Here is a 22,318-nt window from a genome sequence, read left to right as displayed (position 1 = left end):
CTGTTTTCCTGATTATTCATGCGGTTGGTCATAACAAGTGCGTACCTGAGCGGTTTTCTGCGTTCGGGTATGCGCTGCCCTACACATTATTCTCCAACCATTATCCGATGGAGCAAACATGAAAAAAATAAGTTTAACCAAAATGATCATATTAGGCCTGATACTCGGCATGATTGCCGGGGTGGCCATTAATAATATGGCATCGGCTGAAACAGCAAAATCGTACGCCCAGGACATCTCTATTTTTACCACCATATTTTTGCGCATGGTAAAAATGATTATTGCCCCCCTGGTTATTTCAACATTAGTGGTGGGGATCGCCAAAATGGGCGATGCCAAAACGCTGGGACGTATATTCTCTAAAACCTTTTTCCTGTTTATTTGCGCCTCATTGTTGTCTATTGCGTTGGGTCTGGTCATCGTCAATATGTTCCAGCCAGGCGCAGGCATTAACTTTGTGGCACACGACGCAGGCGCGGTTGCCGCCGTGCAGTCTGAACCCTTCACGCTGAAAGTCTTTATCTCGCACGCCGTGCCCACCAGCATTATCGATGCGATGGCGCGCAACGAGATCCTGCAAATTGTGGTGTTCTCCATTTTCCTCGGTTGCAGCCTGGCCGCCGTTGGTGAAAAAGGCGCCGCCATTGTTAAAGTGCTCGACTCGCTGGTGCACGTCATGCTGAAGCTGACAGGTTACGTGATGCTGTTTGCGCCGCTGACCGTCTTTGCCGCCATCTCCGGTTTGATTGCTGAACGCGGTCTGGGCGTGATGGTCAGCGCCGGGATCTTCATGGGCGAGTTCTACCTGACGCTGGGGATGCTGTGGGCGATCCTGATTGGCCTGTCGACAATGATTGTCGGGCCGTGCATCAGTCGTCTGACCAAAGCAATCTTCGAACCCGCGCTGCTGGCCTTTACCACGTCCAGCTCGGAAGCGGCTTTCCCCGGTACGCTGGACAAACTGGAGAAATTTGGCGTCTCTTCCAAGATTGCCAGCTTCGTACTGCCTATCGGTTACTCCTTTAACCTCGTCGGCTCAATGGCCTACTGCTCGTTTGCCACCGTGTTTATCGCCCAGGCGTGCAACATTGAACTGAGCATGGGCGAGCAGATCACCATGCTGCTGATTCTGATGCTGACCTCCAAAGGAATGGCAGGTGTGCCGCGTGCGTCAATGGTGGTTATCGCCGCTACCCTCAACCAGTTCAACATTCCAGAAGCCGGTCTGATCCTGCTGATGGGCGTCGATCCGTTCCTCGATATGGGCCGTTCTGCCACCAACGTGATGAGTAATGCGATGGGGGCGGCGATTGTCGGTCGTTGGGAAGGCGAGCACTTCGGCGCAGGCTGCCGTGGCAAAGCACCGGTCAAAACCCCGGAACAGGAGCGCCCGGCAACCGAACACTCAGAAGTGGCGATGTCCTGATACCACAGCGATGCCGGATGGCGCTAACGCTTATCCGGCCTACGGTTTGCGCATTGTTGTAGGCCGGACAGCCGTCCGGCAAAAATAACTTAAAGGTGAGAAGTTAATATGTCTAAACCATTTGTCTGGCAGGAACCGTTTGTTCAAAGCAAAGATACGACGGAATATGAATTACTCAGCGACAAGCACATTACGGTAACGGAGTTAGACGGTGAAGAGGTTATCAAAGTCGCGCCTGAAGCGCTGACTCTGCTGGCCCAACAGGCATTTTATGAAGCCTCGTTTTTCCTGCGCACCGCGCATCTGAAACAGATTGCCAGCATCCTGCACGATCCGCAGGCCAGCGGTAATGATAAGTACGTCGCGCTGCAACTGTTACGCAATGCCGAAGTCTCGGCGAAAGGCGTACTGCCAAACTGCCAGGACACGGGAACGGCAACCATTGTGGCGAGCAAAGGTCAGCACGTCTGGACAGGCGGCGACGATGCCGAAGCCCTGAGCAAAGGCGTGTACATCACTTTCCAGGAAAATAACTTACGCTACTCCCAGAACGCCCCGCTGGACATGTACACCGAGGTAAATACCCAAACCAACCTGCCCGCCCAGATTGATATCAGCGCGACGCCGGGTGACGAATACCGGTTTCTCTTCGTCAATAAAGGCGGCGGTTCCGCCAACAAAGCGGCGCTGTTTCAGGAAACCAAATCTATTCTGCAACCCGAAAAACTCACCGCTTTCCTGATCGAAAAAATGCGTTCGCTGGGAACAGCAGCCTGCCCGCCCTACCATATCGCTTTTGTGGTTGGCGGATTGTCTGCCGACCAGGCGCTGAAAGTGGCGAAGCTGGCCTCAACCAAATATTACGACACCCTGCCGACCAGCGGAAACGAGTTGGGCCAGGCGTTTCGCGACACGGCGCTGGAAACAACCCTGCTCAATGCCAGCCGCGAGTTTGGCATCGGAGCACAGTTTGGCGGCAAATATTTCGCTCATGATATCCGCGTTATCCGCCTGCCGCGCCACGGCGGTTCCTGCCCCATCGCAATGGCGCTCTCCTGCTCTGCCGACCGCAATATTAAAGCGAAGATCAACAAGCGCGGCATCTGGCTGGAAAAACTCGAACACAATCCGGGAAAATTTATTCCTGAATCCCTGCGCGTGGAAAACAGCGCCCAGACCGTACAGCTCGATCTCAACCGTCCGCTGCGCGAGATCCTGCATAACCTTTCCACGCTGCCTGTCGGCACCCGACTGTCGCTGAACGGCCCGATTGTCGTCGCCCGCGATATCGCGCACGCCAAAATTAAAGAGCGTCTGGATAACGGCGAACCGATGCCGGACTACATGAAAAATCACATTGTTTATTACGCGGGGCCAGCCAAAACGCCGGAAAAACAGGCCTGCGGCTCGCTCGGCCCGACCACCGGCGGGCGCATGGACGGCTATGTTGACGCCTTCCAGGCGGCGGGCGGCAGTTTGATCATGCTTTCGAAAGGCAACCGCAGCCAGCAAGTGACCGAGGCCTGCCACAAGCATGGCGGTTTCAATCTTGGCAGCATTGGCGGCGCTGCCGCGCTTCTGGCGCAGCAGTACGTTAAAAGCTTACGCTGCCTTGAGTATCCCGAACTGGGGATGGAAGCCGTGTGGATGATGGAGGTCAAAAACCTGCCCGCCTTTGTGCTGGTGGATGATAAAGGCAATAACTTCTTCAGCCAGTTTGAGCAGCAACATCGCTGCGCGACCTGTCCGGCAGGGCATTAAGGAGCATTTATGGAAGCGCGAGCCAATACTGACAGGCACCGCCAGCGGCAGCAAAAACTGAAAGAACAGGTGGACACCCGCGTGGCGGCGGCCACGGAACAGAAAGGAGTCCTGATTGTTTTCACCGGGAACGGTAAAGGAAAATCGACGGCGGCCTTTGGCACCGCAACCCGCGCGGTCGGTCACGGCAAAACCGTTGGCGTCGCGCAATTTATTAAAGGTCAGTGGGATAACGGTGAATACAACACGCTGCAACCGCTTGGCGTTGAGTTTCACATTATGGGCACCGGTTTTACCTGGGAGACGCAGGACCGGGAAGCGGATATACAGGCGGCGGAAGCCGTCTGGCAGGAAGGCAGGCGTATGCTCGCCGACCCGCGTTACGATCTGGTGGTGCTGGATGAACTGACATACATGCTGGCTTATCACTACCTGGACACCCAGGACGTGATCGCCGCGATTGTGAATCGTCCCGAACAGCAGAGCGTGATCGTTACCGGTCGCGGGTGTCATACGCAATTACTGGAACTCGCCGATACGGTTAGCGAAGTCCGCCCGGTGAAACATGCATTTGATAGCGGCATTCAGGCGCAGGCGGGGATAGACTGGTAGCCGCGCCTTTGCCTGATGGCGCTGCGCTTATCAGGCCTACAGTCCTCACCGTTTGTAGGCCGGATAAAGCCATTGGCCGTCATCCGGCATCAGTTCTCACCGCTTGTAGGCCGGATAAGGCCACTGGCCGCCATCCGGCATCAGTTCTCACCGCTTGTAGGCCGGATAAGGCCACCGGCCGCCATCCGGCATCAGTTCTCACCGTTTGCAGGCCGGATAAGGCCACTGGCCGCCATCCGGCATCAGCGCTCCACCGCTGAGATTACCGATTTTTGCAGCAGCCAGTCACGGAAGATCTGTAAATACCGGGATTCCGCTTTTTCTTCGCGCCACGTCATAATAAACCGGTTCCCTGTACGCATCGGCACATCGCAGGGAATCACCATCTCACCGTTATCCAGATCGTGCTGGATCGCAAACCGGGGCAATAGCGCCACGCCCAGATTAGAACGCACGGCGGCAATCAGCATCGACAATAAATCAAAGCGCGGGCCTTTATTCACCAGCGGACTGTTGATATCCGACAGCGCGAACCATTCCTGCCAGCCTTTGATGCGCGTGCTTTGATGCAAAAGGGGAAATTCATTGAGCAACTCTTCTACGGTCAGTTTTTGATTCGGCTGAGGTAAAAGGCTGCCACTGCATACGGGTAAAATTTCCTCTTCAAATAAATACTCCACCTCTGACCAGGGCGAGCAAAAATCTTCCCGCATAATGGCGGCGTCATACTCACGGTTAAGAAAATCGCCAATATTCGCCAGCGAATGAATATTAACGATAATGTCAGGATTTATTTTATTAAATTCACGTAAATTCGGAATCAGCCAGTGGGTACTGAACGTTGGGTTCACCGCCAGCTCAATGACCTGAACGGTGGGTTGCCAGGTCATTATCGTATTGGTATCGCGTTCAAGTTTGTTAAGTGTTTCTTTAACAATGCTCAGATAATGCTTACCGGCTGCATTTAAAAAAATTCGCTTTTTGGCATGGTTAAATAACGAGGTATGTAAAAAATCCTCCAGCGCATTCACCTGCCGGAACACGGCACTCTGAGTCAACGCCAACTCTTCTGCTGCCCGGGTATAGCTTTCGTGACGCGCCACCACTTCAAAAGTCACCAGTAATTCGGTCTTGGGTATCTTTCCTCTCATAACGTCTTCCATATGCAGCGTACAAAAATAGTTTAATTTATAAAAAATTAATGCAACCCCTCCAGATTATCCCCGAGAGTTATATTTTATTTTCTCCGCTAATGTCATTGATCCACTCCATGATTTACGCACACTGCCAGTGTTTAAATATTAAGCAATAATACTCAACCCCGACAATAAACACAATTTAAACGCGGTTAATTACAGGCAAATAGTGCTAATAAGTTCTTAATAATTTTTCATGTTAACTTGTTTTATGGAGAAAAAATGTTGCGAGGTGAATCAATATTATTTGTGGTTTATTTAAGGAGGATTTAACACGCGGCATAACAGAAAGTGACTGTTTATGTGTCTGATAATTTTCTGTTCGTTACCTGCTGGCAGGATGATATTAATAACAATAAGCGCGGGTAAACGTTTACCGCAGCAAGATGCTTATTTTCAACACGGTTAAGCGGCAAAACAGGCAAAAAAAGGTCACCAGAAGGTGACCAACCATGTCGAAAACGGACCAGCCCTGCATCCTCCGCGCTTCAGGTATTCCCCTGTCGCACGAAGGAGTCGGGCCTTATTGCTGCTTTTTGAGAATTACTTCATTACGGCTTTCAGCGCTTCGCCGATATCCGCCAGGCTACGAACGGTTTTCACGCCTGCGGCTTCCAGCGCGGCGAATTTCTCATCCGCCGTACCTTTACCACCCGCGATAATCGCGCCCGCGTGACCCATACGCTTGCCTTTCGGCGCGGTAACGCCCGCGATGTAACCGACAACCGGCTTGGTTACGTGTTCTTTAATGTATGCCGCCGCCTCTTCTTCCGCGCTACCGCCGATCTCACCGATCATCACGATCGCTTCAGTCTGCGGATCTTCCTGGAACAGTTTCAGGATATCGATGAAGTTAGAGCCCGGGATCGGGTCGCCGCCGATGCCCACACAGGTGGACTGGCCGAAACCGTAGTCAGTGGTCTGCTTAACCGCTTCATAGGTCAGCGTACCGGAGCGGGACACGATGCCCACTTTGCCCGGCTTGTGAATGTGGCCCGGCATGATGCCGATTTTGCACTCGCCAGGGGTGATCACGCCCGGGCAGTTCGGCCCGATCATGCGCACGCCCGCTTCGTCAAGCGCGACTTTCACGGTCAGCATATCCAGCGTCGGGATGCCTTCAGTGATGGTGATAATCAGTTTGATGCCCGCGTCGACAGCCTCCAGAATGGAGTCTTTGCAGAACGGCGCCGGAACGTAGATAACCGTTGCGGTGGCACCAGTGGCTTCTACCGCTTCACGCACGGTATTGAACACCGGCAGACCCAGATGCGTGGTGCCGCCTTTGCCTGGCGTTACGCCGCCCACCATCTGCGTGCCGTAAGCAATCGCCTGTTCAGAGTGGAAAGTCCCCTGGCTACCGGTAAAGCCCTGGCAGATAACCTTGGTGTTTTTATCGATTAAAACAGACATTATTTCCCCTCCACTGCGGCAACAACCTGCTGAGCTGCATCCGTCAGACTTTTCGCTGCAATAATATTCAGGCCGCTGTCAGCCAGTTTTTTCGCGCCGAGTTCGGCGTTGTTGCCTTCCAGACGTACGACAACCGGTACGCTAACACCCACTTCTTCTACCGCGCCGATGATACCGTCGGCAATCAGGTCACAACGGACGATGCCGCCGAAGATGTTAACCAGAACCGCTTTCACGTTGTCATCAGAGAGGATGATTTTGAACGCTTCGGTTACGCGCTCTTTGGTCGCGCCGCCGCCTACGTCGAGGAAGTTAGCCGGTTCGCCGCCGTGCAGTTTAACGATGTCCATCGTGCCCATCGCCAGACCTGCGCCGTTAACCATGCAGCCGATGTTGCCGTCCAGCGCCACGTAGTTCAGTTCCCACTGCGCCGCCTGCGCTTCACGCGGGTCTTCCTGAGACTGGTCGCGCATTTCACGCAGATCCGGCTGGCGGAACAGCGCGTTGCCGTCAGCGCCCAGTTTGCCGTCGAGACAGATCAGATCGCCCTGCTTAGTGATCACCAGCGGGTTGATTTCGATCAGCGCCAGATCGCGCTCAAGGAAAATGGTCGCCAGACCCATAAAGATCTTCGTAAATTGCTGAACCTGCTTACCTTCCAGACCCAGTTTGAACGCCAGTTCGCGGCCCTGATACGGCATTGGACCCGCCAGCGGATCGAGGGCGATTTTGTGGATCAGGTGCGGGGTCTCTTCCGCCACTTTTTCGATTTCCACGCCGCCTTCGGTGGAGGCCATAAAGACCACGCGGCGAGAACTACGGTCAACAACCGCGCCAAGATACAGCTCTTTATCGATATCGGTCGCCGCTTCAACCAGAATCTGGTTGACCGGTTGACCGTTAGCGTCTGTCTGGTAGGTCACGAGGCGTTTACCCAGCCAGTGTTCCGCAAACGCGCGAATCTCTTCTTTGCTGTTAACAACCTTCACACCGCCCGCTTTGCCACGGCCGCCTGCGTGAACCTGACATTTTACTACCCACGGACCCGCGCCGATTTTTGAAGCGGCTTCTTCTGCTTCACGCGGAGTAGTACAGGCATAACCCACCGGCGCCGGTAAGCCATAGCGGGCAAAAAGTTGTTTTGCCTGATATTCATGTAAGTTCATGTGTTCTGTCCATCCTTCAGGTAATCGTTATCTTTAAACCTGTAGGCCTGATAAGACGCGGCTGCGTCGCCATCAGGCATCTCACCAGCGCCTTATCCGGCCTACAGGGCAGGTGACACTAAAAAGTGACTACACGTCCAGCAGCAGACGCGTCGGATCTTCCAGCAGCTCTTTAATGGCGACCAGGAAGCCCACTGATTCACGACCATCGATCAGACGGTGATCGTAAGACAGCGCCAGGTACATCATCGGCAGGATCTCAACCTTGCCATCTACCGCCATCGGACGATCTTTGATCGCATGCATGCCGAGGATTGCGCTCTGCGGCGGGTTGATGATCGGGGTAGACATCAGCGAGCCGAACACGCCACCGTTGGTGATGGTGAAGTTACCGCCGGTCAGATCGTCCACCGTCAGCTTACCGTCACGCCCTTTCACGGCCAGTTCTTTGATTTTCTTCTCGATATCCGCCATGCCGAGGGTATCAACATCACGCAGTACCGGCGTTACCAGACCACGCGGCGTGGAAACCGCCATGCTGACATCGAAGTAGTTGTGATACACCACGTCGTCGCCATCAATGGAGGCGTTCACTTCCGGGTAGCGTTTCAGCGCTTCAACCACCGCTTTCACGTAGAAGGACATGAAGCCCAGACGAATGCCGTGACGTTTTTCAAACGCGTCGCCGTACTGCTTACGCAGATCCATGATTGGCTTCATGTTGACTTCGTTGAACGTGGTCAGCATCGCGGTGGAGTTTTTCGCTTCCAGCAGACGCTCGGCTACGCGCTTGCGCAGACGGGTCATCGGGACGCGTTTTTCACTGCGAGCGCCAAGCGCAGGCTGTGCGGCAGGCGCGGCTTCCGGCGCTTTGGCTTCCGCTTTCGCCGGTGCCTTCGCCAGATGTTTTTCCACATCTTCGCGCGTGATGCGACCGCCTACGCCCGTGCCTTTGATGGCGCTGGCGTCGAGGTTGTGTTCACCCAACAGACGGCGGATCGCCGGGCTGAGGGCATCGTTGTTCTGCTCGGATAGCGACGCCTGCTGGCGCTGCGCCGGCGTAGACGCTTTCTCTTCGGATTTGGCGCTGGTCTCTTTACCGGAGCTGTTGCCTTCACGCAGGCGACCCAGGATCTGGCGAGACGTTACCGTCGTACCTTCATCTTCCAGAACCGCATCCAGAATGCCGTCAGCCGATGCCGGTACTTCCAGTACCACTTTGTCAGTTTCGATTTCTACCAGCACTTCATCACGCTGGACACTATCGCCCGGTTTTTTGTGCCAGGTCGCAACGGTTGCGTCCGCTACGGACTCAGGCAGGTCGGGAACAAGAATATCTACGCTACTCATTATTTATCCTTTAATTAATCGACGTTCAGCGCGTCATTAACCAGATCTTGTTGCTGTTTCTGGTGAACGGACAGATACCCTACCGCCGGGGAGGCGGAGGCCGGGCGACCTGCGTAACGCAGAGCAGACCCAAATGGAATCACTTCACGGAAATGATGCTGACTACAGTACCATGCGCCCTGGTTGAGCGGCTCTTCCTGGCACCAGACAAAATCATGTACGTGGGCGTACGGTTTCAGCGCTTCCTGAACCGCTTTGTGCGGGAACGGGTAGAGCTGTTCAATGCGCACAATGGCGACATCTTTCTGATCGTTTTTACGGCGTTGTTCCAGCAGGTCGTAATAAACCTTACCAGAACACATCACCACGCGCTTCACGCCTTGCGGATCGAGCTCATCAACCTCGCCAATCGCAGGCTGGAAGGCGCCGTTGGCCAGTTCGTCCAGGCTGGAGACCGCCAGCGGATGACGCAGCAGCGACTTCGGCGACATAACGACCAGCGGACGGCGCATACCGCGCAGCGCCTGACGACGCAGCATGTGGTAAACCTGCGCCGGGGTGGACGGGACGCAAACCTGCATGTTCTGCTCAGCGCAAAGTTGCAGATAACGTTCCAGACGCGCGGAGGAGTGCTCCGGCCCCTGCCCTTCGTAGCCGTGCGGCAGCAGCATCACCAGGCCGCACATCCGACCCCATTTCTGCTCGCCGGAGGAAATGAACTGATCGATCACCACCTGCGCGCCGTTGGCGAAGTCGCCGAACTGCGCTTCCCAGATGGTCAGGGTGCGCGGTTCAGCGGTCGCATAGCCGTATTCGAACGCCAGCACCGCTTCTTCAGACAGGACGGAGTCCCAGACGCGGAAGGTGCCCTGACCGTTATGAATGTGCTGCAACGGCGTATACGTGGAACCATTTGCCTGGTTATGAATCACCGCATGACGGTGGAAGAAGGTGCCGCGACCGGAGTCCTCACCGGACAGACGCACCGGAATCCCCTCATCAACCAGCGTGGCGTAGGCCAGCGTTTCCGCGCCGCCCCAGTCGAACAGCTTCTCGCCAGCGGCCATCGACTGACGATCGCCGTAAATTTTGGCGACGCGCGACTGCATTTCTACCGCTTCCGGCACCGTGCTGATGCGTTTAGCCAGTTCCTGCAAACGCTTCATTTCCACCTTATTCGGGTAGCTCTCATCCCATTCATGGTTGAGGTACGGCGACCAGGTGAAGGAGTGCATGTTCATCGGACGCCACTCTTTCACCACGCATTCGCCTGCATCCAGCGCATCGCGGTAGAGGTTGACCATTTCAGTGGCGTCTTCCAGCGTAGCGACCTTGTCCGCTTCCAGCTTGTCGGCGTAGAGTTTACGCGGCGTCGGATGCTTTTTGATTTTCTGGTACATCAGCGGCTGGGTTGCGCTCGGCTCGTCGGCTTCGTTATGGCCGTGACGGCGGTAGCACACCAGATCGATGAAGACATCGCGTTTAAAGGTGTTACGGAAGTCCAGCGCCAGACGGGTAACGAAAGCCACCGCTTCCGGGTCATCCGCGTTAACGTGGAAAATCGGCGCCTGAACCATCTTGCCGATGTCGGTGCAGTATGGGGTGGAACGCGCATCCAGCGGGTTGGAGGTGGTAAAGCCCACCTGGTTGTTGATGACGATACGCACCGTACCGCCCACTTCGTAACCACGCGCTTTGGACATGTTCAGGGTTTCCTGAACCACGCCCTGGCCCGTCACTGCGGCGTCACCGTGAATGGTGATTGGCAGCACTTTATTGCTGCTCGGCTCATCCAGACGATCCAGACGGGCGCGCACGGAACCGATCACCACCGGGCTGACGATTTCCAGGTGCGACGGGTTAAACGCCAGCGCCAGGTGAACCAGACCGCCTTCGGTTTCGATATCAGACGAGAAGCCCATGTGGTACTTCACGTCGCCGGTGCCGAGGTGTTCTTTATGTTTGCCCGCAAATTCGTCGAACAGATCCTGCGGTTTTTTACCCAGCACGTTGACCAGCACGTTCAGACGGCCACGGTGCGCCATACCCAGCACCACTTCGCGGGTGCCGCTGTTGCCCGCATGACGGATCATCTCTTTGAGCATCGGGATTAACGCATCGCCGCCTTCCAGCGAGAAGCGTTTCGCCCCCGGGAATTTCGCCCCCAGATAACGCTCCAGCCCTTCGGCGGCGGTCAGTTCGTTGAGGAAGCGTTTTTTCTCTTCCGCGCTGAAGGCGGCGCGGCCGGATTCGATACGCTGCTGAATCCAGCGTTTCTCTTCGGTGCTGGTGATATGCATATACTCGGCGCCAATCGGGCCGCAGTATGTTTGTTTGAGCGCGGAAATAAGTTCGCCCAGCTTCATCGTCTCTTTGCCAATCGCAAAAGAACCTACGTTAAAGCTTTCCTGGAAATCGGCCTCTGTCAGATCGTGGAAAGAGGGGTCCAGATCCGCCACGTTTTCTTGTTCCCACAGTCCCAGCGGATCGAGATTCGCATGCTGGTGACCACGGAAACGATAAGCGTTGATAAGTTGCAGGACTTTGACCTGCTTCGTATTGGTGTCAGGGTCGGAAATCGAAGAAGAGTAACGTGAGGCATCCTTCGCCAGACGACGGAAATAATCACGCGTTTTTGAATGGAATTGATCCGGTTTGACTCCGGTGCCAGGTAACTGCTGGAACGTCGAACGCCAGTTAGCGTCTACCGAGTCAGGATCGGTTAAGAAGTCTTCATAGAGCTGTTCTATCCAGCTCTGGTTTGCGCCAGAGAGGTAAGAAGAGTCCAACCAGGCTTTCAAAGCGCTGTTCTGCATCGTGATCCCTTAAGCATTCTGTATGCTTACTTCGCCGTGGATACTACCACGCACATTGCTGTGCGTGCCGGGGTTCACTTGCGAGCTCTTCTCTGTGTAGCGGCTCGCGAAGGAACCTTTAGAAACTGTCTAACCATCAGGGCAGTTTTTAAAGGTTTCCTGCATTTCAAACCGGTGGTGGCCCCGTAGACCTGATAAGCGTAGCGCCATCGGGCAATATATGCCGGATGACGACGCCAACGTCTTATCCGGCCTACGGGACTGTCATTTACTGCGCTTACCGGCGTTATTATTTACGCACTGCGTTGCAACAACATCGACTTAATATGGCCGATGGCGCGCGTCGGGTTCAGCCCCTTAGGACATACACTGACGCAGTTCATGATGCTATGACAGCGGAATACGCTGAATGCATCGCTCAGGTCTTCCAGGCGGCTGTCGGTCTCGGTATCACGGCTATCGATCAGGAAACGATACGCTGCTAACAGACCTGCCGGGCCGATAAACTTATCCGGGTTCCACCAGAACGACGGGCACGACGTTGAACAGCACGCACAAAGAATACACTCATACAGCCCATCGAGTTTTTCACGCTGCTCGGGCATCTGTAAATGCTCACGAGCGGGTGGATTTTGCCCATTATTCAATAAGTAAGGCTTAATCTTCTCATATTGTGCGTAGAATTGCCCCATGTCTACCACCAAATCGCGGATAACCGGTAAACCGGGCAGCGGACGGATAACAATCTTCTTACCCGGCTGGTGTAGCGCCGAAACCGGCGTAATACACGCCAGGCCGTTTTTGCCGTTCATGTTCAGGCCATCTGAACCGCACACGCCTTCACGGCATGAGCGACGGAAAGAGAGGCTGGGATCTTTCTCTTTCAGCTGCATCAGCGCATCCAGCAGCATCATGTCACGCCCTTCTTCGCCTTCCAGGGTGTAATCCTGCATGCGCGGAGCGTCATCAACATCCGGGTTATAGCGATAAATCGAAAACTCGAGTTTCATTTTCCTGTCTCCGCATTAGTAAGTACGAATCTTCGGCGGGAATGCCGGGCGCAGTTTCGGTTCCATATTGACGCTACGACGCGTCATGGATTCCGTCTCTGGCAGATACAGGGAATGGCACAGCCAGTTTTCATCATCGCGATCCGGGAAGTCGAAGCGGCTATGCGCGCCACGGCTTTCGGTACGGAAGTTGGCGGATACCGCAGTTGCGTAAGCCGTTTCCATCAGGTTGTCCAGCTCCAGACACTCGACGCGCTGGGTGTTGAACTCGCTGGAGGTGTCATCCAGACGGGCGTTTTTCAGACGCTCGCGGATCACCTTCAGTTGCTCAAGCCCTTTCGCCATCGCGTCGCCTTCACGGAATACCGAGAAGTTGTGCTGCATACATTCCTGCAACGCTTTACGGATAACCACCGGATCTTCACCGTCACGGTTGTTGTTCCAGCGGTTGAGACGTTCCAGAGAGGCCTCAATGTCAGACTCGCTGGCGTCACGCAGCGCGCCCTGCTCGGCGATGGACTCCTGCAAATGCAGACCGGCCGCACGTCCGAAGACCACCAGGTCAAGCAGCGAGTTGCCACCCAGACGGTTAGCGCCATGTACGGATACGCAGGCGATCTCACCCACCGCGAACAGGCCAGGAATCACCACGTCTTCACCCTGCTCGTTCACGGTCAGCGCCTGACCGGTCACTTTGGTCGGGATACCGCCCATCATGTAGTGACAGGTTGGGATAACCGGGATCGGCTCTTTAACCGGGTCAACGTGCGCAAAGGTACGGGACAATTCGAGGATACCCGGCAGACGGGATTCGAGCACTTCTTTACCCAAATGGTCGAGCTTCAGTTTCGCGTGCGGCCCCCACGGGCCGTCGCAGCCGCGACCTTCACGGATTTCGATCATAATAGAACGCGCGACCACGTCACGACCGGCCAGGTCCTTCGCGTTCGGGGCATAGCGCTCCATAAAGCGCTCGCCATGTTTATTCAGCAGATAACCGCCTTCACCACGGCAGCCTTCCGTCACCAGCACGCCCGCGCCCGCAATGCCGGTCGGGTGGAACTGCCACATTTCCATATCCTGCACCGGAACACCGGCACGCAGCGCCATACCCACGCCGTCGCCGGTGTTGATATGAGCGTTAGTGGTGGACTGGTAAATACGGCCTGCGCCGCCGGTCGCCAGCACGGTTGCGCGCGCTTTGAAGTAGACCACTTCGCCGGTTTCGATACACAGCGCGGTACACCCCACTACCGCGCCATCCTGGTTTTTCACCAGATCCAGCGCATACCATTCAGAAAAAATGGTGGTGTGGTTTTTCAGGTTCTGCTGGTACAGCGTGTGCAACAGCGCGTGACCGGTACGGTCAGCCGCTGCTGCGGTACGCGCCGCCTGTTCGCCGCCGAAGTTTTTCGACTGGCCGCCGAACGGACGCTGATAGATACGGCCATCGTCAAGACGGGAGAAAGGCAGCCCCATGTGCTCCAGTTCCAGAATCGCTTCCGGGCCGGTTTTGCACATATATTCAATCGCGTCCTGGTCGCCGATGTAGTCCGATCCTTTTACGGTATCGTACATGTGCCATTCCCAGTTATCTTCATGGGTATTACCGAGCGCCACGGTGATGCCACCTTGTGCGGATACGGTATGGGAACGGGTTGGGAAGACTTTGGAGAGCAGCGCACAGGTCTGGCCGCTCTGGGAAATTTGCAGCGCTGCGCGCATACCTGCGCCGCCTGCGCCAATAACAACAGCATCAAATTCTCTGACTGGCAGTTTCATTACACACCCCACACCACAACAAATCCATAAATGACGTAAACCACCAGCGCAACAACGATTGCCAGCTGTAGCACAAGGCGCAGGGCCAGAGGTTTAACGTAGTCGGTCAACACCTGCCACATGCCAATCCAGGCATGAATCAAGATGGAGAAAAGTGCCAGCAGGGTGAAGACTTTGGTGAATGCCGATGAGAAGAAACCGCTCCAGACATCAAAGGTCAGCTCGCCGCTTATTGCGAAAAAGCCCACCATATAAACGATGTAGAGGGTCAGAACGATAGCGGTAGCACGGACCAGGATGAAGTCATGTACGCCATTGCGTCCTAATGCGGAGGCGTTGCTTACCATACGAGGACTCCTGCGAGAAGTGAAAGCACGACAGTGATAACAAAAGAGATTTTGGCTGAGCGTTTACCCGCTTCGAATGTTTCTTCCAGATAGCCAAAATCCATCATCATGTGACGAATACCGACCACGACGTGATACGCCAGCGCGGTGAGGATGCCCCACATAATAAATTTAACAAAGAAGCTCCCCATGATGGCGGATGCCTGCTGGAATCCTTCAGGGGAAGAGAGGCTGGTGCCCAATAACCACAACAGAATCCCGACCGCCACGAAGGTGATCACTCCAGAAACGCGATGGAGAATGGACGCTATCGCCGTGATTGGGAACCGGATCGTTGTCAGATCCAGATTGACAGGTCTTTGTTTTTTCACATTTCTTATCATGAATAACGCCCACATGCTGTTCTTATTATTCCCTTTGGACTTCGGGTACAGAGGGTGAATCTACCTGTAGCCAGAAAGACGACGGGATTTCCTTCCTCCGGTCTGCTTGCGGGTCAGACAGCGTCCTTTCTATAACTGCGCGTCATGTAAAACACTGCTTCCAGTTGCTAAAACGACACGTTACAACGCTGGGTGGCTCGGGATTGCAGGGTATTCCGGAGACCTGGCGGCAGTATAGGACGTTCACAAAATCATTACAATTAACCTACATATAGTTTGTCGGGTTTTATCCCGAACAGTGACATAGGTCACGATAACAACATTTATTTAATTTTTAATCATCTGATTTGACAAATATTAAACAAAGTTGTTACAAACAACACCAGAAAAGGCATATAATGCGCAAAAGTTATGGGGTCACTCTTTCACCTGCTAATAAGTTATGTAACAGTGTGGCGGTATTGACCAATTTATTCAGGACAGTTATTAGTGATAGTCAGGTTTAATAATTCGGATTGCTAAGTTGTTGATTTGTTGCTAATTCGCCATAAGTTAACTGTTTTTACCTGCAAGCGCCCATTGCTCTGTACCCTGGTTTTCTCCTCTTTCGCAGAGCGGCGAGCCAAATAACAAACTGGTAACGGTTGATTTATGTAACGAAGCAAATCTCACTGAGTAGTCTTAAGCAATAAGGCGCTAAGGAGACCGTAAATGGCTGATACAAAAGCAAAACTCACCCTAAATGGTGACTCTGCTATTGAACTGGATGTGCTAAAGGGCACACTCGGTCAAGACGTTATTGATATTCGTAGTCTCGGCTCAAAGGGGATGTTCACTTTTGATCCAGGTTTCACCTCTACCGCATCCTGCGAATCCAAAATCACCTTCATCGACGGCGACGAAGGCATTCTGTTACATCGCGGCTTCCCGATTGACCAACTGGCTACCGAGTCTAACTATCTGGAAGTATGTTACATCCTGCTGTACGGCGAGAAACCGACCCAGGCAGAGTACGACGAGTTCAAAACCACCGTCACACGCCATACCATGATCCATGAGCAGATTACCCGTCTGTTCCACGGTTTTCGCCGCGACTCGCATCCGATGGCCGTTATGTGCGGCGTCACCGGCGCGCTGGCTGCGTTCTACCACGACTCGATGGATGTGAATAATCCGCGTCATCGTGAAATCGCCGCGTTCCGCCTGCTGTCCAAAATGCCGACAATGGCGGCAATGTGTTACAAGTATTCTATCGGTCAACCGTTCGTCTACCCGCGCAACGACCTCTCCTATTCCGGCAACTTCCTGAACATGATGTTCTCCACACCGTGCGAAAACTATGAAGTTAACCCGGTGCTGGAACGCGCAATGGATCGCATTCTGATTCTTCACGCCGATCACGAACAGAACGCATCGACGTCAACCGTCCGTACCGCAGGCTCCTCCGGCGCGAACCCGTTCGCCTGCATCGCGGCGGGCATTGCCTCCCTGTGGGGACCGGCGCATGGCGGCGCGAACGAAGCGGCGCTGAAAATGCTGGTAGAAATCAGCTCTGTTAAACACATCCCGGAATTTATTCGCCGGGCAAAAGACAAGAATGATTCTTTCCGCCTGATGGGCTTCGGTCACCGTGTTTACAAAAACTATGACCCGCGCGCTACCGTCATGCGTGAAACCTGCCACGAAGTTCTGAAAGAGCTGGGCACCAAAGATGACCTGCTGGAAGTCGCGATGGAGCTGGAACACATCGCGCTGAACGACCCGTACTTTATCGAGAAGAAACTCTACCCGAACGTAGACTTCTACTCCGGCATCATTCTGAAAGCGATGGGCATTCCGTCCTCCATGTTCACCGTGATCTTCGCGATGGCGCGTACCGTGGGCTGGATTGCACACTGGAACGAAATGCACAGCGAAGGCATGAAAATCGCCCGTCCACGTCAGCTGTACACCGGCTACGAAAAGCGCGATTTCAAGTCTGATATTAAGCGTTAATCATCCTGGCCATCGGGTAACACCGGTGGCCTTTATTATTTACTGAAACTCTGGCAACAATATTCATCTTGCCAATATAACCTTTATTACTCCAGTCACTCCCAATATATTACCGCCGAAAAAATAGCTATTTCCTTTCACATAGCATCAATAGCTAATGCATTATTTGACCTTTAAAACCATTAGATCTTTAATCCGACACAATTGGATGCAGGTAAAGGCTAAATGGAATGGGCGATATTATTTACCTGAGAATCACAGGTGAGGAACAAGGAAACATTTCGGCGGGATGTGGAACATATTCGTCAACAGGTAATCGCTGGCAAAAAGGACATGAAGACGAGATCTTCGTATTTTCGCTATTCAGCGCATTGAGTAATACAGGAAGAGGTATTAACCTTCAGGGACTCAGATTCAGCAAATTAATCGATAAAAGCACCCCGCTATTTTGTAATGCAATCACTAATAATGAAAGACTGTTCATTGAAATTGATTTCTGGCGAATAAACAGAACGGGCCGATGGGAACGCTATTATTATATTCAACTAAGAAATGCTTCTGTAAGAAGTATTCAAACGCATGTGGCCCTTAATGAGCTGGATACCGAAGAGATTGCGGTATCATATGATTATATTCTTTGCAAACACCTCATCGCCAATACCGAATTTGACTACCTGGCATTTCCCGCTGAATATAACCACTTGTTTATGCCGCAGCGCCCTCAACCGGTAAGTTCCCCCAGACCAGCGGCAATAAAAATCACGCCCCCCAGCCAACACCTCCCAAAAATCACACCGGTCTATGCTAAATCCTGCCTGAAAGCGAAAGGATGTACGGACGCCGGGAACACAGAAGAACCGGCAAAAAACTTCGGCCAGATGGCGATTTTTGCACAATCGTCAGTCGATGATTGTTGCGGATATACACAGCCCGCGGAAGCCTCAGCCATACCGCTGGCTCTGGGCGGACTGGCGCAGGTGTGGGGAGAGTGGCCGCTCAGCGGTACGCTCAGTGCGACAAGAGCGATACCTTATGTGGGAGCCCTGGCTTCCGCTCTGTATATTTCGTCCGCTGGCGAAGGCAGCGCGCGCGTTCCCGGGCGTGATGAATACTGGTACGAAGAGGCCCTCAGACAGAAAGCGCTAACCGGAAGTACCGCCACCACCCGGGTACGCTTTTTCTGGGGCACCGACACTCACGGCGCACCGCAGGTCTATGGCGTACATACAGGGGAAGGTACCCCTTATGAAAACGTCCGCGTCGCGAACATGGTGTGGAATGATGAACATCATCGCTATGAATTTACGCCTGCTCACGACATAGACGGGCCGTTAATCACCTGGACACCGGAAAACCCCGCAACTGGTGATTTACCTAATCACACCGGAAGCAATGTTCCACCGCTTGATCAGCCAACCATTCTGGTGACACCTATCCCGGATGGCAAAAATGAGTACACCACGCCCCCGTTCCCGGTGCCGGATGTCGCCGATTTTAACGATTATATTCTGGTCTTTCCGGCCGATTCAGGCATTCAGCCGATATATGTATACCTGAAAACAGCCCGGGACGAACCCGGTACAGCAACCGGCCACGGTGAAATTCTATCCGGAAATGGTCGTTGGCTTGAGGCCGCCAGTTCAGGGCTGGGAGCGCCGATACCTGCACAGGTCGCAGATAAGCTGCGAGGAAGAACGTTTCGCAACTTTGACCATTTCAGAAAAGAGTTCTGGCTTGCGGTATCAGAGTGTCCTGAGCTAATGTCACAGTTTAAAAAATCGAACCAATTCCATATTCTTAACGGTAACGCGCCATTTAATATTCCTTCTGAACGGGTGGGAGGCAGGAAAAGGTTTGAAATTCATCACATTGATTTTATCCGTGATGGTGGTGAAGTCTATGATATGGATAAGATGCGCGTTAACACAGTAAAAAATCATATCAGCATTCACTCAAATAAATAGCGAGGTTCATATGGAACTAAAAAAACGGATTGAAGATTATACCGAAGCCGAATTCATAGAATTCCTGAATGAATTTTTCAGTAACGTTCACAATCTGAAAGGAAGAGAACTTGAATCTCACATTGATTCGTTAGTCGATCATTTCGATAAAATCGTGGACCATCCAGAAAGTAATGGTTTGATTTTCTATCCCCCGGATGACAGGGAAGACAGCCCACAAGGCATCATTGAAGAAATTAAAAGATGGCGCAAATCTCAGGGACGCCCATCATTCAAAGACTCTGAGTAAATACGAGGACCTGTATTTAACAACACATTAGAAAGGTGAACATATGATTCATTTTAAACAAAAACTCGAAGACTACACTGAATCCGAATTCATAAAATTCCTGAATGAATTTTTTGAAAACCCTGGCAATCTGAAAGGAAGAGAATTTGAATCTCACTCTAATAGGCTAGTCAAACACTTCGATAAAATCGTGGATCATCCTGAAGGGAATGGTTTGATTTTTTATCCCCCGGATGACAGGGAGGACAGCCCACAAGGCATCATTGAAGAAATTAAAAGATGGCGTAAATCCCAGGGACTTCCCCCGTTCAATCACAGAAAAAACTCAGATACAAACCTAAGGAAATTCAAATGACAATACTGGTTACGGTTCAGGCTCAGCTCATTGTGGGTGAAGCGCAGGTGATAGAGAGTCTGGCCCCCGAAGGTTCATTTGCAGCAGTGTTTGAAGACGATGGAAAAACGGGATATTTCTATGCCCTTGATGAGTCTGTTGATGGTAATCCTATCAGAGATGCTCTACATATCTACAATACAGAAGACGTTTCAGACGGGCATATCCCGTCTGATGTGAAGATCGGTTGGTCAGAAGACAGCAGGAAATGCGTGCTTTTAATTAATAATTATCCGCATGGTGTATTTGATTTTGAATCTAAAAATGGATACTGCCGAAGTGGCTTCCCACCCCCAATCAATCAGGAATGGTCTGTTTCAGGTCACAACTGGAATGATACCGTTGATGATTTTTTCAGATGATTTGTGAATAACCCACAGGTGTCAGGCATATCAATACTGTCGAGGTAAAATTAAAGTATCCTCCTGTCAGTATAAAACAGTACCAGACACCTGTTATTCAGTTCTGGTTTAGCCCGCTTTTATTGACGCCTGATATTTTTTTCAGCGTACTTTTTCTCTATGCTGTATCGATACACTTGATTGGATATCGCCAGGGAGCACAGGATGCCGGTTTTGCAGTGGGGTTTGTTGTTCCTGCTATCACTCCTTCTTTCGCTGGCTTTTCTCTGCATCCACCTCCCGGCGGCGCTGCTGCTCGGCCCGATGATTGCCGGTATCGCATTCAGTCTGAAAGGCATTACGCTGCAACTCCCCCGCTCCACTTTTCTCGCAGCGCAGGCCATTCTCGGCTGCATGATTGCGCAAAACCTTACTGGTTCGATTCTCACCACGCTGGCGGTGAACTGGCCGGTGGTGTTAGCCATTCTGATGGTGACGCTGCTCTCCAGCGCGGTGGTCGGCTGGCTGCTGGTGCGCTACAGCTCACTGCCGGGCAATACCGGCGCATGGGGTTCCTCCCCCGGCGGCGCGGCGGCAATGGTGGCGATGGCGCAGGACTACGGCGCGGATATCCGCCTGGTGGCGTTTATGCAGTACCTGCGGGTACTGTTTGTCGCAGGCGCCGCCGTGCTGGTCACGCGGCTGATCCTCGGCGACAGCGCAGAAGCGGTCAGCCAGCAGATTGAGTGGTTCCCGCCGCTGACCGGCAATCTGTGGAGCACGCTGCTGCTGGCTGCGGTTGCAGGCTTCGCCGGGCGCATATTGCGCATTCCTTCCGGTACGATGCTGGCGCCGATGATCGTCGGCGCATGGCTTCATGCAGGCGGCATGATCGTGATTGAACTGCCGGAATGGCTGCTGGCGATTGCGTATATGGCCATTGGCTGGCGCATCGGATTAGGGTTCGACAGGCAGGTCTTTTTTATGGCGCTGCGTCCGCTGCCGCAGATTCTGGCCTCCATCTTTGCCCTGATGGCGATTTGCGCGGCGATGGCCTGGGGACTCGCCCACTACATGCAGATTGATTTTATCACCGCCTGGCTTGCCACCAGCCCCGGCGGGCTGGATACCGTGGCGGTGATCGCCGCCGGTAGCAACGCCGACATGGCGCTGATTATGGCGATGCAAACCCTGCGGCTGTTCAGCATTTTGTTGACCGGGCCTGCGGTTGCCCGTTTTATTTCAACCTATGCGCCGAAACAGCCGCAGGTATAAAATGTTTAATTTAAATTATACTTAAACCCAACCCTGATCTGGTATTCATTTTTGGTGTCATCGCCATCTTTATATTCATCCAGATAACCTAATTCAAAGAAGGGATAAAAACGCGGCGTTGCATGGAAGTTAAAAACAAAATTATGTTGCAGCGTATGGTTTTTACCATTCGCATATTCAAATTTATCGCCATGCGTTTTACTGTAATATGTCGGATTATATTGCACCCAAAAATCTGGCGTAAAATATTTGGTCAGATAAATATCAACGCGATGTTCCGAAGAGTCATCCCAGTCGCCCTGTAGCGTCTGGCTGTCGTGATTTTGATGATTATAGCGGTAGCGTAAAACGGCACCCAGCGTTGGGTCGAAGTGATAACCAATGCCGAGGTAAGGATCGATACGCGAACCGGCGGACTCCCAATGAAAGACAACCCCAGGTTCAAGCCAGAAGTCGCTCTCGCCCAGCGGGAACGGCTTGTTAAACTCCGCTTCTTCGTAGCTGCTTTTCCACTGCTCCATATTTTTACCGAGATCGGAGTCCGTCTCAAAACTCCAGTACATTCGGGCGAAAATACTGTTCTGGTCCTGCACCACGCCTGTCAGCATCAGTCGTTGTAAAAAACGTTCGCTGGCTGTACGATATTGTGTGCGTGGCGCAAAATAAACCGTCGTAAACGGTTTTTCTTTTGCCTGTGGCGCCGTCGTTGAATGGCTGTTATTGTCCGCAAAAACGCTGGCGGAAGGCATGACCAGTGCAGCCGCTAATAGGGCTGTATTCATATTCTTACTTTGCATT

Annotated in this window: 20 protein-coding genes; 10 read left to right on the top strand and 10 right to left on the bottom strand. The window is 53.0% G+C overall.

Annotated features, from left to right (window positions below; genetic code table 11):
- Positions 1-118 precede the first annotated feature (118 nt).
- From OGX75_RS17410 to cobO, 3 genes are all read left to right on the top strand, one after another.
- Complete coding sequence (locus OGX75_RS17410; protein WP_012133264.1) at positions 119-1,426, top strand: dicarboxylate/amino acid:cation symporter; 1,308 nt, start codon at positions 119-121, stop codon at positions 1,424-1,426.
- Between the two features lie 108 nt (positions 1,427-1,534).
- Complete coding sequence (locus tag OGX75_RS17405) at positions 1,535-3,187, top strand: class I fumarate hydratase (RefSeq protein WP_286451408.1); 1,653 nt, start codon at positions 1,535-1,537, stop codon at positions 3,185-3,187.
- Between the two features lie 9 nt (positions 3,188-3,196).
- Positions 3,197-3,799, top strand: coding sequence for a cob(I)yrinic acid a,c-diamide adenosyltransferase (cobO, locus tag OGX75_RS17400; protein ID WP_012133266.1), 603 nt, complete (start codon positions 3,197-3,199; stop codon positions 3,797-3,799).
- A 242-nt stretch (positions 3,800-4,041) separates the two neighbouring features.
- Here cobO and OGX75_RS17395 read toward each other — a convergent pair whose 3' ends face one another.
- The 9 genes from OGX75_RS17395 to sdhC form a co-directional block, all read right to left on the bottom strand.
- Entirely contained in the window at positions 4,042-4,950 is a 909-nt protein-coding gene (locus OGX75_RS17395) for a LysR family transcriptional regulator (protein WP_024130527.1), read from the bottom strand.
- Positions 4,951-5,538: 588 nt separating this feature from the next.
- Positions 5,539-6,408, bottom strand: coding sequence for a succinate--CoA ligase subunit alpha (sucD, locus tag OGX75_RS17390; protein ID WP_012133270.1), 870 nt, complete (start codon positions 6,406-6,408; stop codon positions 5,539-5,541).
- Positions 6,408-7,574 (bottom strand): ADP-forming succinate--CoA ligase subunit beta, encoded by a 1,167-nt coding sequence (gene sucC, locus OGX75_RS17385; protein ID WP_012133271.1) that lies wholly within the window; start codon positions 7,572-7,574, stop codon positions 6,408-6,410. The genes sucD and sucC overlap by 1 nt, the downstream gene beginning before the upstream one ends.
- A 129-nt stretch (positions 7,575-7,703) precedes the next feature.
- On the bottom strand, positions 7,704-8,924 hold the full coding sequence (gene odhB, locus OGX75_RS17380; RefSeq protein WP_047458082.1) for a 2-oxoglutarate dehydrogenase complex dihydrolipoyllysine-residue succinyltransferase: 1,221 nt from the start codon (positions 8,922-8,924) through the stop codon (positions 7,704-7,706).
- A gap of 14 nt (positions 8,925-8,938) precedes the next feature.
- Positions 8,939-11,740, bottom strand: a complete 2,802-nt coding sequence (gene sucA, locus OGX75_RS17375; RefSeq protein WP_012133275.1) for a 2-oxoglutarate dehydrogenase E1 component — start codon at positions 11,738-11,740, stop codon at positions 8,939-8,941.
- A 293-nt stretch (positions 11,741-12,033) separates the two neighbouring features.
- The gene (gene sdhB, locus OGX75_RS17370; RefSeq protein ID WP_012133276.1) at positions 12,034-12,750 is read right to left on the bottom strand and encodes a succinate dehydrogenase iron-sulfur subunit SdhB; all 717 of its coding nucleotides are present in this window, start codon (positions 12,748-12,750) and stop codon (positions 12,034-12,036) included.
- Between the two features lie 15 nt (positions 12,751-12,765).
- A complete protein-coding gene (gene sdhA, locus OGX75_RS17365; protein WP_012133277.1) occupies positions 12,766-14,532 on the bottom strand; it encodes a succinate dehydrogenase flavoprotein subunit in 1,767 nt (588 codons plus the stop codon).
- Complete coding sequence (gene sdhD, locus OGX75_RS17360) at positions 14,532-14,879, bottom strand: succinate dehydrogenase membrane anchor subunit (RefSeq protein WP_012133278.1); 348 nt, start codon at positions 14,877-14,879, stop codon at positions 14,532-14,534. Before sdhD ends, sdhA begins: the two co-directional genes overlap by 1 nt.
- A complete protein-coding gene (gene sdhC, locus OGX75_RS17355; protein ID WP_047458089.1) occupies positions 14,873-15,277 on the bottom strand; it encodes a succinate dehydrogenase cytochrome b556 subunit in 405 nt (134 codons plus the stop codon). Before sdhC ends, sdhD begins: the two co-directional genes overlap by 7 nt.
- Positions 15,278-15,660: 383 nt before the next feature.
- On the opposite strand from sdhC, the gene OGX75_RS21330 reads away from it, so the two are divergent.
- The 7 genes from OGX75_RS21330 (at position 15,661) to OGX75_RS17325 (ending at position 21,520) form a co-directional block, all read left to right on the top strand.
- Positions 15,661-15,768, top strand: coding sequence for a hypothetical protein (locus tag OGX75_RS21330; protein WP_418222314.1), 108 nt, complete (start codon positions 15,661-15,663; stop codon positions 15,766-15,768).
- Positions 15,769-15,973: 205 nt separating this feature from the next.
- Positions 15,974-17,257 carry a citrate synthase gene (locus OGX75_RS17350; protein ID WP_012133280.1) on the top strand — a complete coding sequence of 428 codons (1,284 nt, stop codon included), beginning with the start codon at positions 15,974-15,976 and terminating at the stop codon, positions 17,255-17,257.
- Between the two features lie 230 nt (positions 17,258-17,487).
- Positions 17,488-19,221: a type VI secretion system tube protein TssD gene (gene tssD / locus OGX75_RS17345; protein WP_286451409.1), complete on the top strand. Its 1,734-nt coding sequence runs from the start codon at positions 17,488-17,490 to the stop codon at positions 19,219-19,221.
- 10 nt (positions 19,222-19,231) lie between these two features.
- Positions 19,232-19,510 carry a bacteriocin immunity protein gene (locus OGX75_RS17340; protein WP_134769621.1) on the top strand — a complete coding sequence of 93 codons (279 nt, stop codon included), beginning with the start codon at positions 19,232-19,234 and terminating at the stop codon, positions 19,508-19,510.
- A 43-nt stretch (positions 19,511-19,553) separates the two neighbouring features.
- The gene (locus OGX75_RS17335; RefSeq protein ID WP_153258223.1) at positions 19,554-19,865 is read left to right on the top strand and encodes a bacteriocin immunity protein; all 312 of its coding nucleotides are present in this window, start codon (positions 19,554-19,556) and stop codon (positions 19,863-19,865) included.
- Complete coding sequence (locus OGX75_RS17330; RefSeq protein ID WP_049011595.1) at positions 19,862-20,266, top strand: DUF2251 domain-containing protein; 405 nt, start codon at positions 19,862-19,864, stop codon at positions 20,264-20,266. Before OGX75_RS17335 ends, OGX75_RS17330 begins: the two co-directional genes overlap by 4 nt.
- A 204-nt stretch (positions 20,267-20,470) precedes the next feature.
- Positions 20,471-21,520, top strand: a complete 1,050-nt coding sequence (locus OGX75_RS17325; RefSeq protein ID WP_286451410.1) for an AbrB family transcriptional regulator — start codon at positions 20,471-20,473, stop codon at positions 21,518-21,520.
- Between the two features lie 5 nt (positions 21,521-21,525).
- Here the strand turns inward: OGX75_RS17325 and OGX75_RS17320 are convergent, their stop codons facing one another.
- Positions 21,526-22,317, bottom strand: a complete 792-nt coding sequence (locus OGX75_RS17320; protein WP_286451411.1) for an oligogalacturonate-specific porin KdgM family protein — start codon at positions 22,315-22,317, stop codon at positions 21,526-21,528.
- Between the last annotated feature and the right edge of the window lies 1 nt (position 22,318).

The sequence above is a fragment of the Citrobacter sp. CK199 genome (assembly GCF_030333285.1).
Lineage (GTDB): Bacteria > Pseudomonadota > Gammaproteobacteria > Enterobacterales > Enterobacteriaceae > Citrobacter_B > Citrobacter_B koseri.
The sequence above is the reverse complement of the archived record's forward strand: the minus strand, read 5'-3'. Positions and strand labels throughout refer to the sequence as shown.

Bases quoted from the DNA above. Each gene is read 5' to 3' on its own strand.
- tssD (WP_286451409.1), top strand. From the start codon at position 17,488: ATGGGCGATATTATTTACCTGAGAATCACAGGTGAGGAACAAGGAAAC.
- cobO (WP_012133266.1), top strand. From the start codon at position 3,197: ATGGAAGCGCGAGCCAATACTGACAGGCACCGCCAGCGGCAGCAAAAA.
- sdhC (WP_047458089.1), bottom strand. From the start codon at position 15,277: ATGTGGGCGTTATTCATGATAAGAAATGTGAAAAAACAAAGACCTGTC.
- sdhA (WP_012133277.1), bottom strand. From the start codon at position 14,532: ATGAAACTGCCAGTCAGAGAATTTGATGCTGTTGTTATTGGCGCAGGC.
- OGX75_RS17330 (WP_049011595.1), top strand. From the start codon at position 19,862: ATGACAATACTGGTTACGGTTCAGGCTCAGCTCATTGTGGGTGAAGCG.
- sucC (WP_012133271.1), bottom strand. From the start codon at position 7,574: ATGAACTTACATGAATATCAGGCAAAACAACTTTTTGCCCGCTATGGC.
- OGX75_RS17405 (WP_286451408.1), top strand. From the start codon at position 1,535: ATGTCTAAACCATTTGTCTGGCAGGAACCGTTTGTTCAAAGCAAAGAT.
- OGX75_RS17395 (WP_024130527.1), bottom strand. From the start codon at position 4,950: ATGAGAGGAAAGATACCCAAGACCGAATTACTGGTGACTTTTGAAGTG.
- OGX75_RS17320 (WP_286451411.1), bottom strand. From the start codon at position 22,317: ATGCAAAGTAAGAATATGAATACAGCCCTATTAGCGGCTGCACTGGTC.
- sdhB (WP_012133276.1), bottom strand. From the start codon at position 12,750: ATGAAACTCGAGTTTTCGATTTATCGCTATAACCCGGATGTTGATGAC.
- OGX75_RS17325 (WP_286451410.1), top strand. From the start codon at position 20,471: ATGCCGGTTTTGCAGTGGGGTTTGTTGTTCCTGCTATCACTCCTTCTT.
- OGX75_RS17335 (WP_153258223.1), top strand. From the start codon at position 19,554: ATGATTCATTTTAAACAAAAACTCGAAGACTACACTGAATCCGAATTC.
- OGX75_RS17350 (WP_012133280.1), top strand. From the start codon at position 15,974: ATGGCTGATACAAAAGCAAAACTCACCCTAAATGGTGACTCTGCTATT.
- sucD (WP_012133270.1), bottom strand. From the start codon at position 6,408: ATGTCTGTTTTAATCGATAAAAACACCAAGGTTATCTGCCAGGGCTTT.
- OGX75_RS17410 (WP_012133264.1), top strand. From the start codon at position 119: ATGAAAAAAATAAGTTTAACCAAAATGATCATATTAGGCCTGATACTC.
- odhB (WP_047458082.1), bottom strand. From the start codon at position 8,924: ATGAGTAGCGTAGATATTCTTGTTCCCGACCTGCCTGAGTCCGTAGCG.
- sucA (WP_012133275.1), bottom strand. From the start codon at position 11,740: ATGCAGAACAGCGCTTTGAAAGCCTGGTTGGACTCTTCTTACCTCTCT.
- sdhD (WP_012133278.1), bottom strand. From the start codon at position 14,879: ATGGTAAGCAACGCCTCCGCATTAGGACGCAATGGCGTACATGACTTC.
- OGX75_RS21330 (WP_418222314.1), top strand. From the start codon at position 15,661: ATGCGCAAAAGTTATGGGGTCACTCTTTCACCTGCTAATAAGTTATGT.
- OGX75_RS17340 (WP_134769621.1), top strand. From the start codon at position 19,232: ATGGAACTAAAAAAACGGATTGAAGATTATACCGAAGCCGAATTCATA.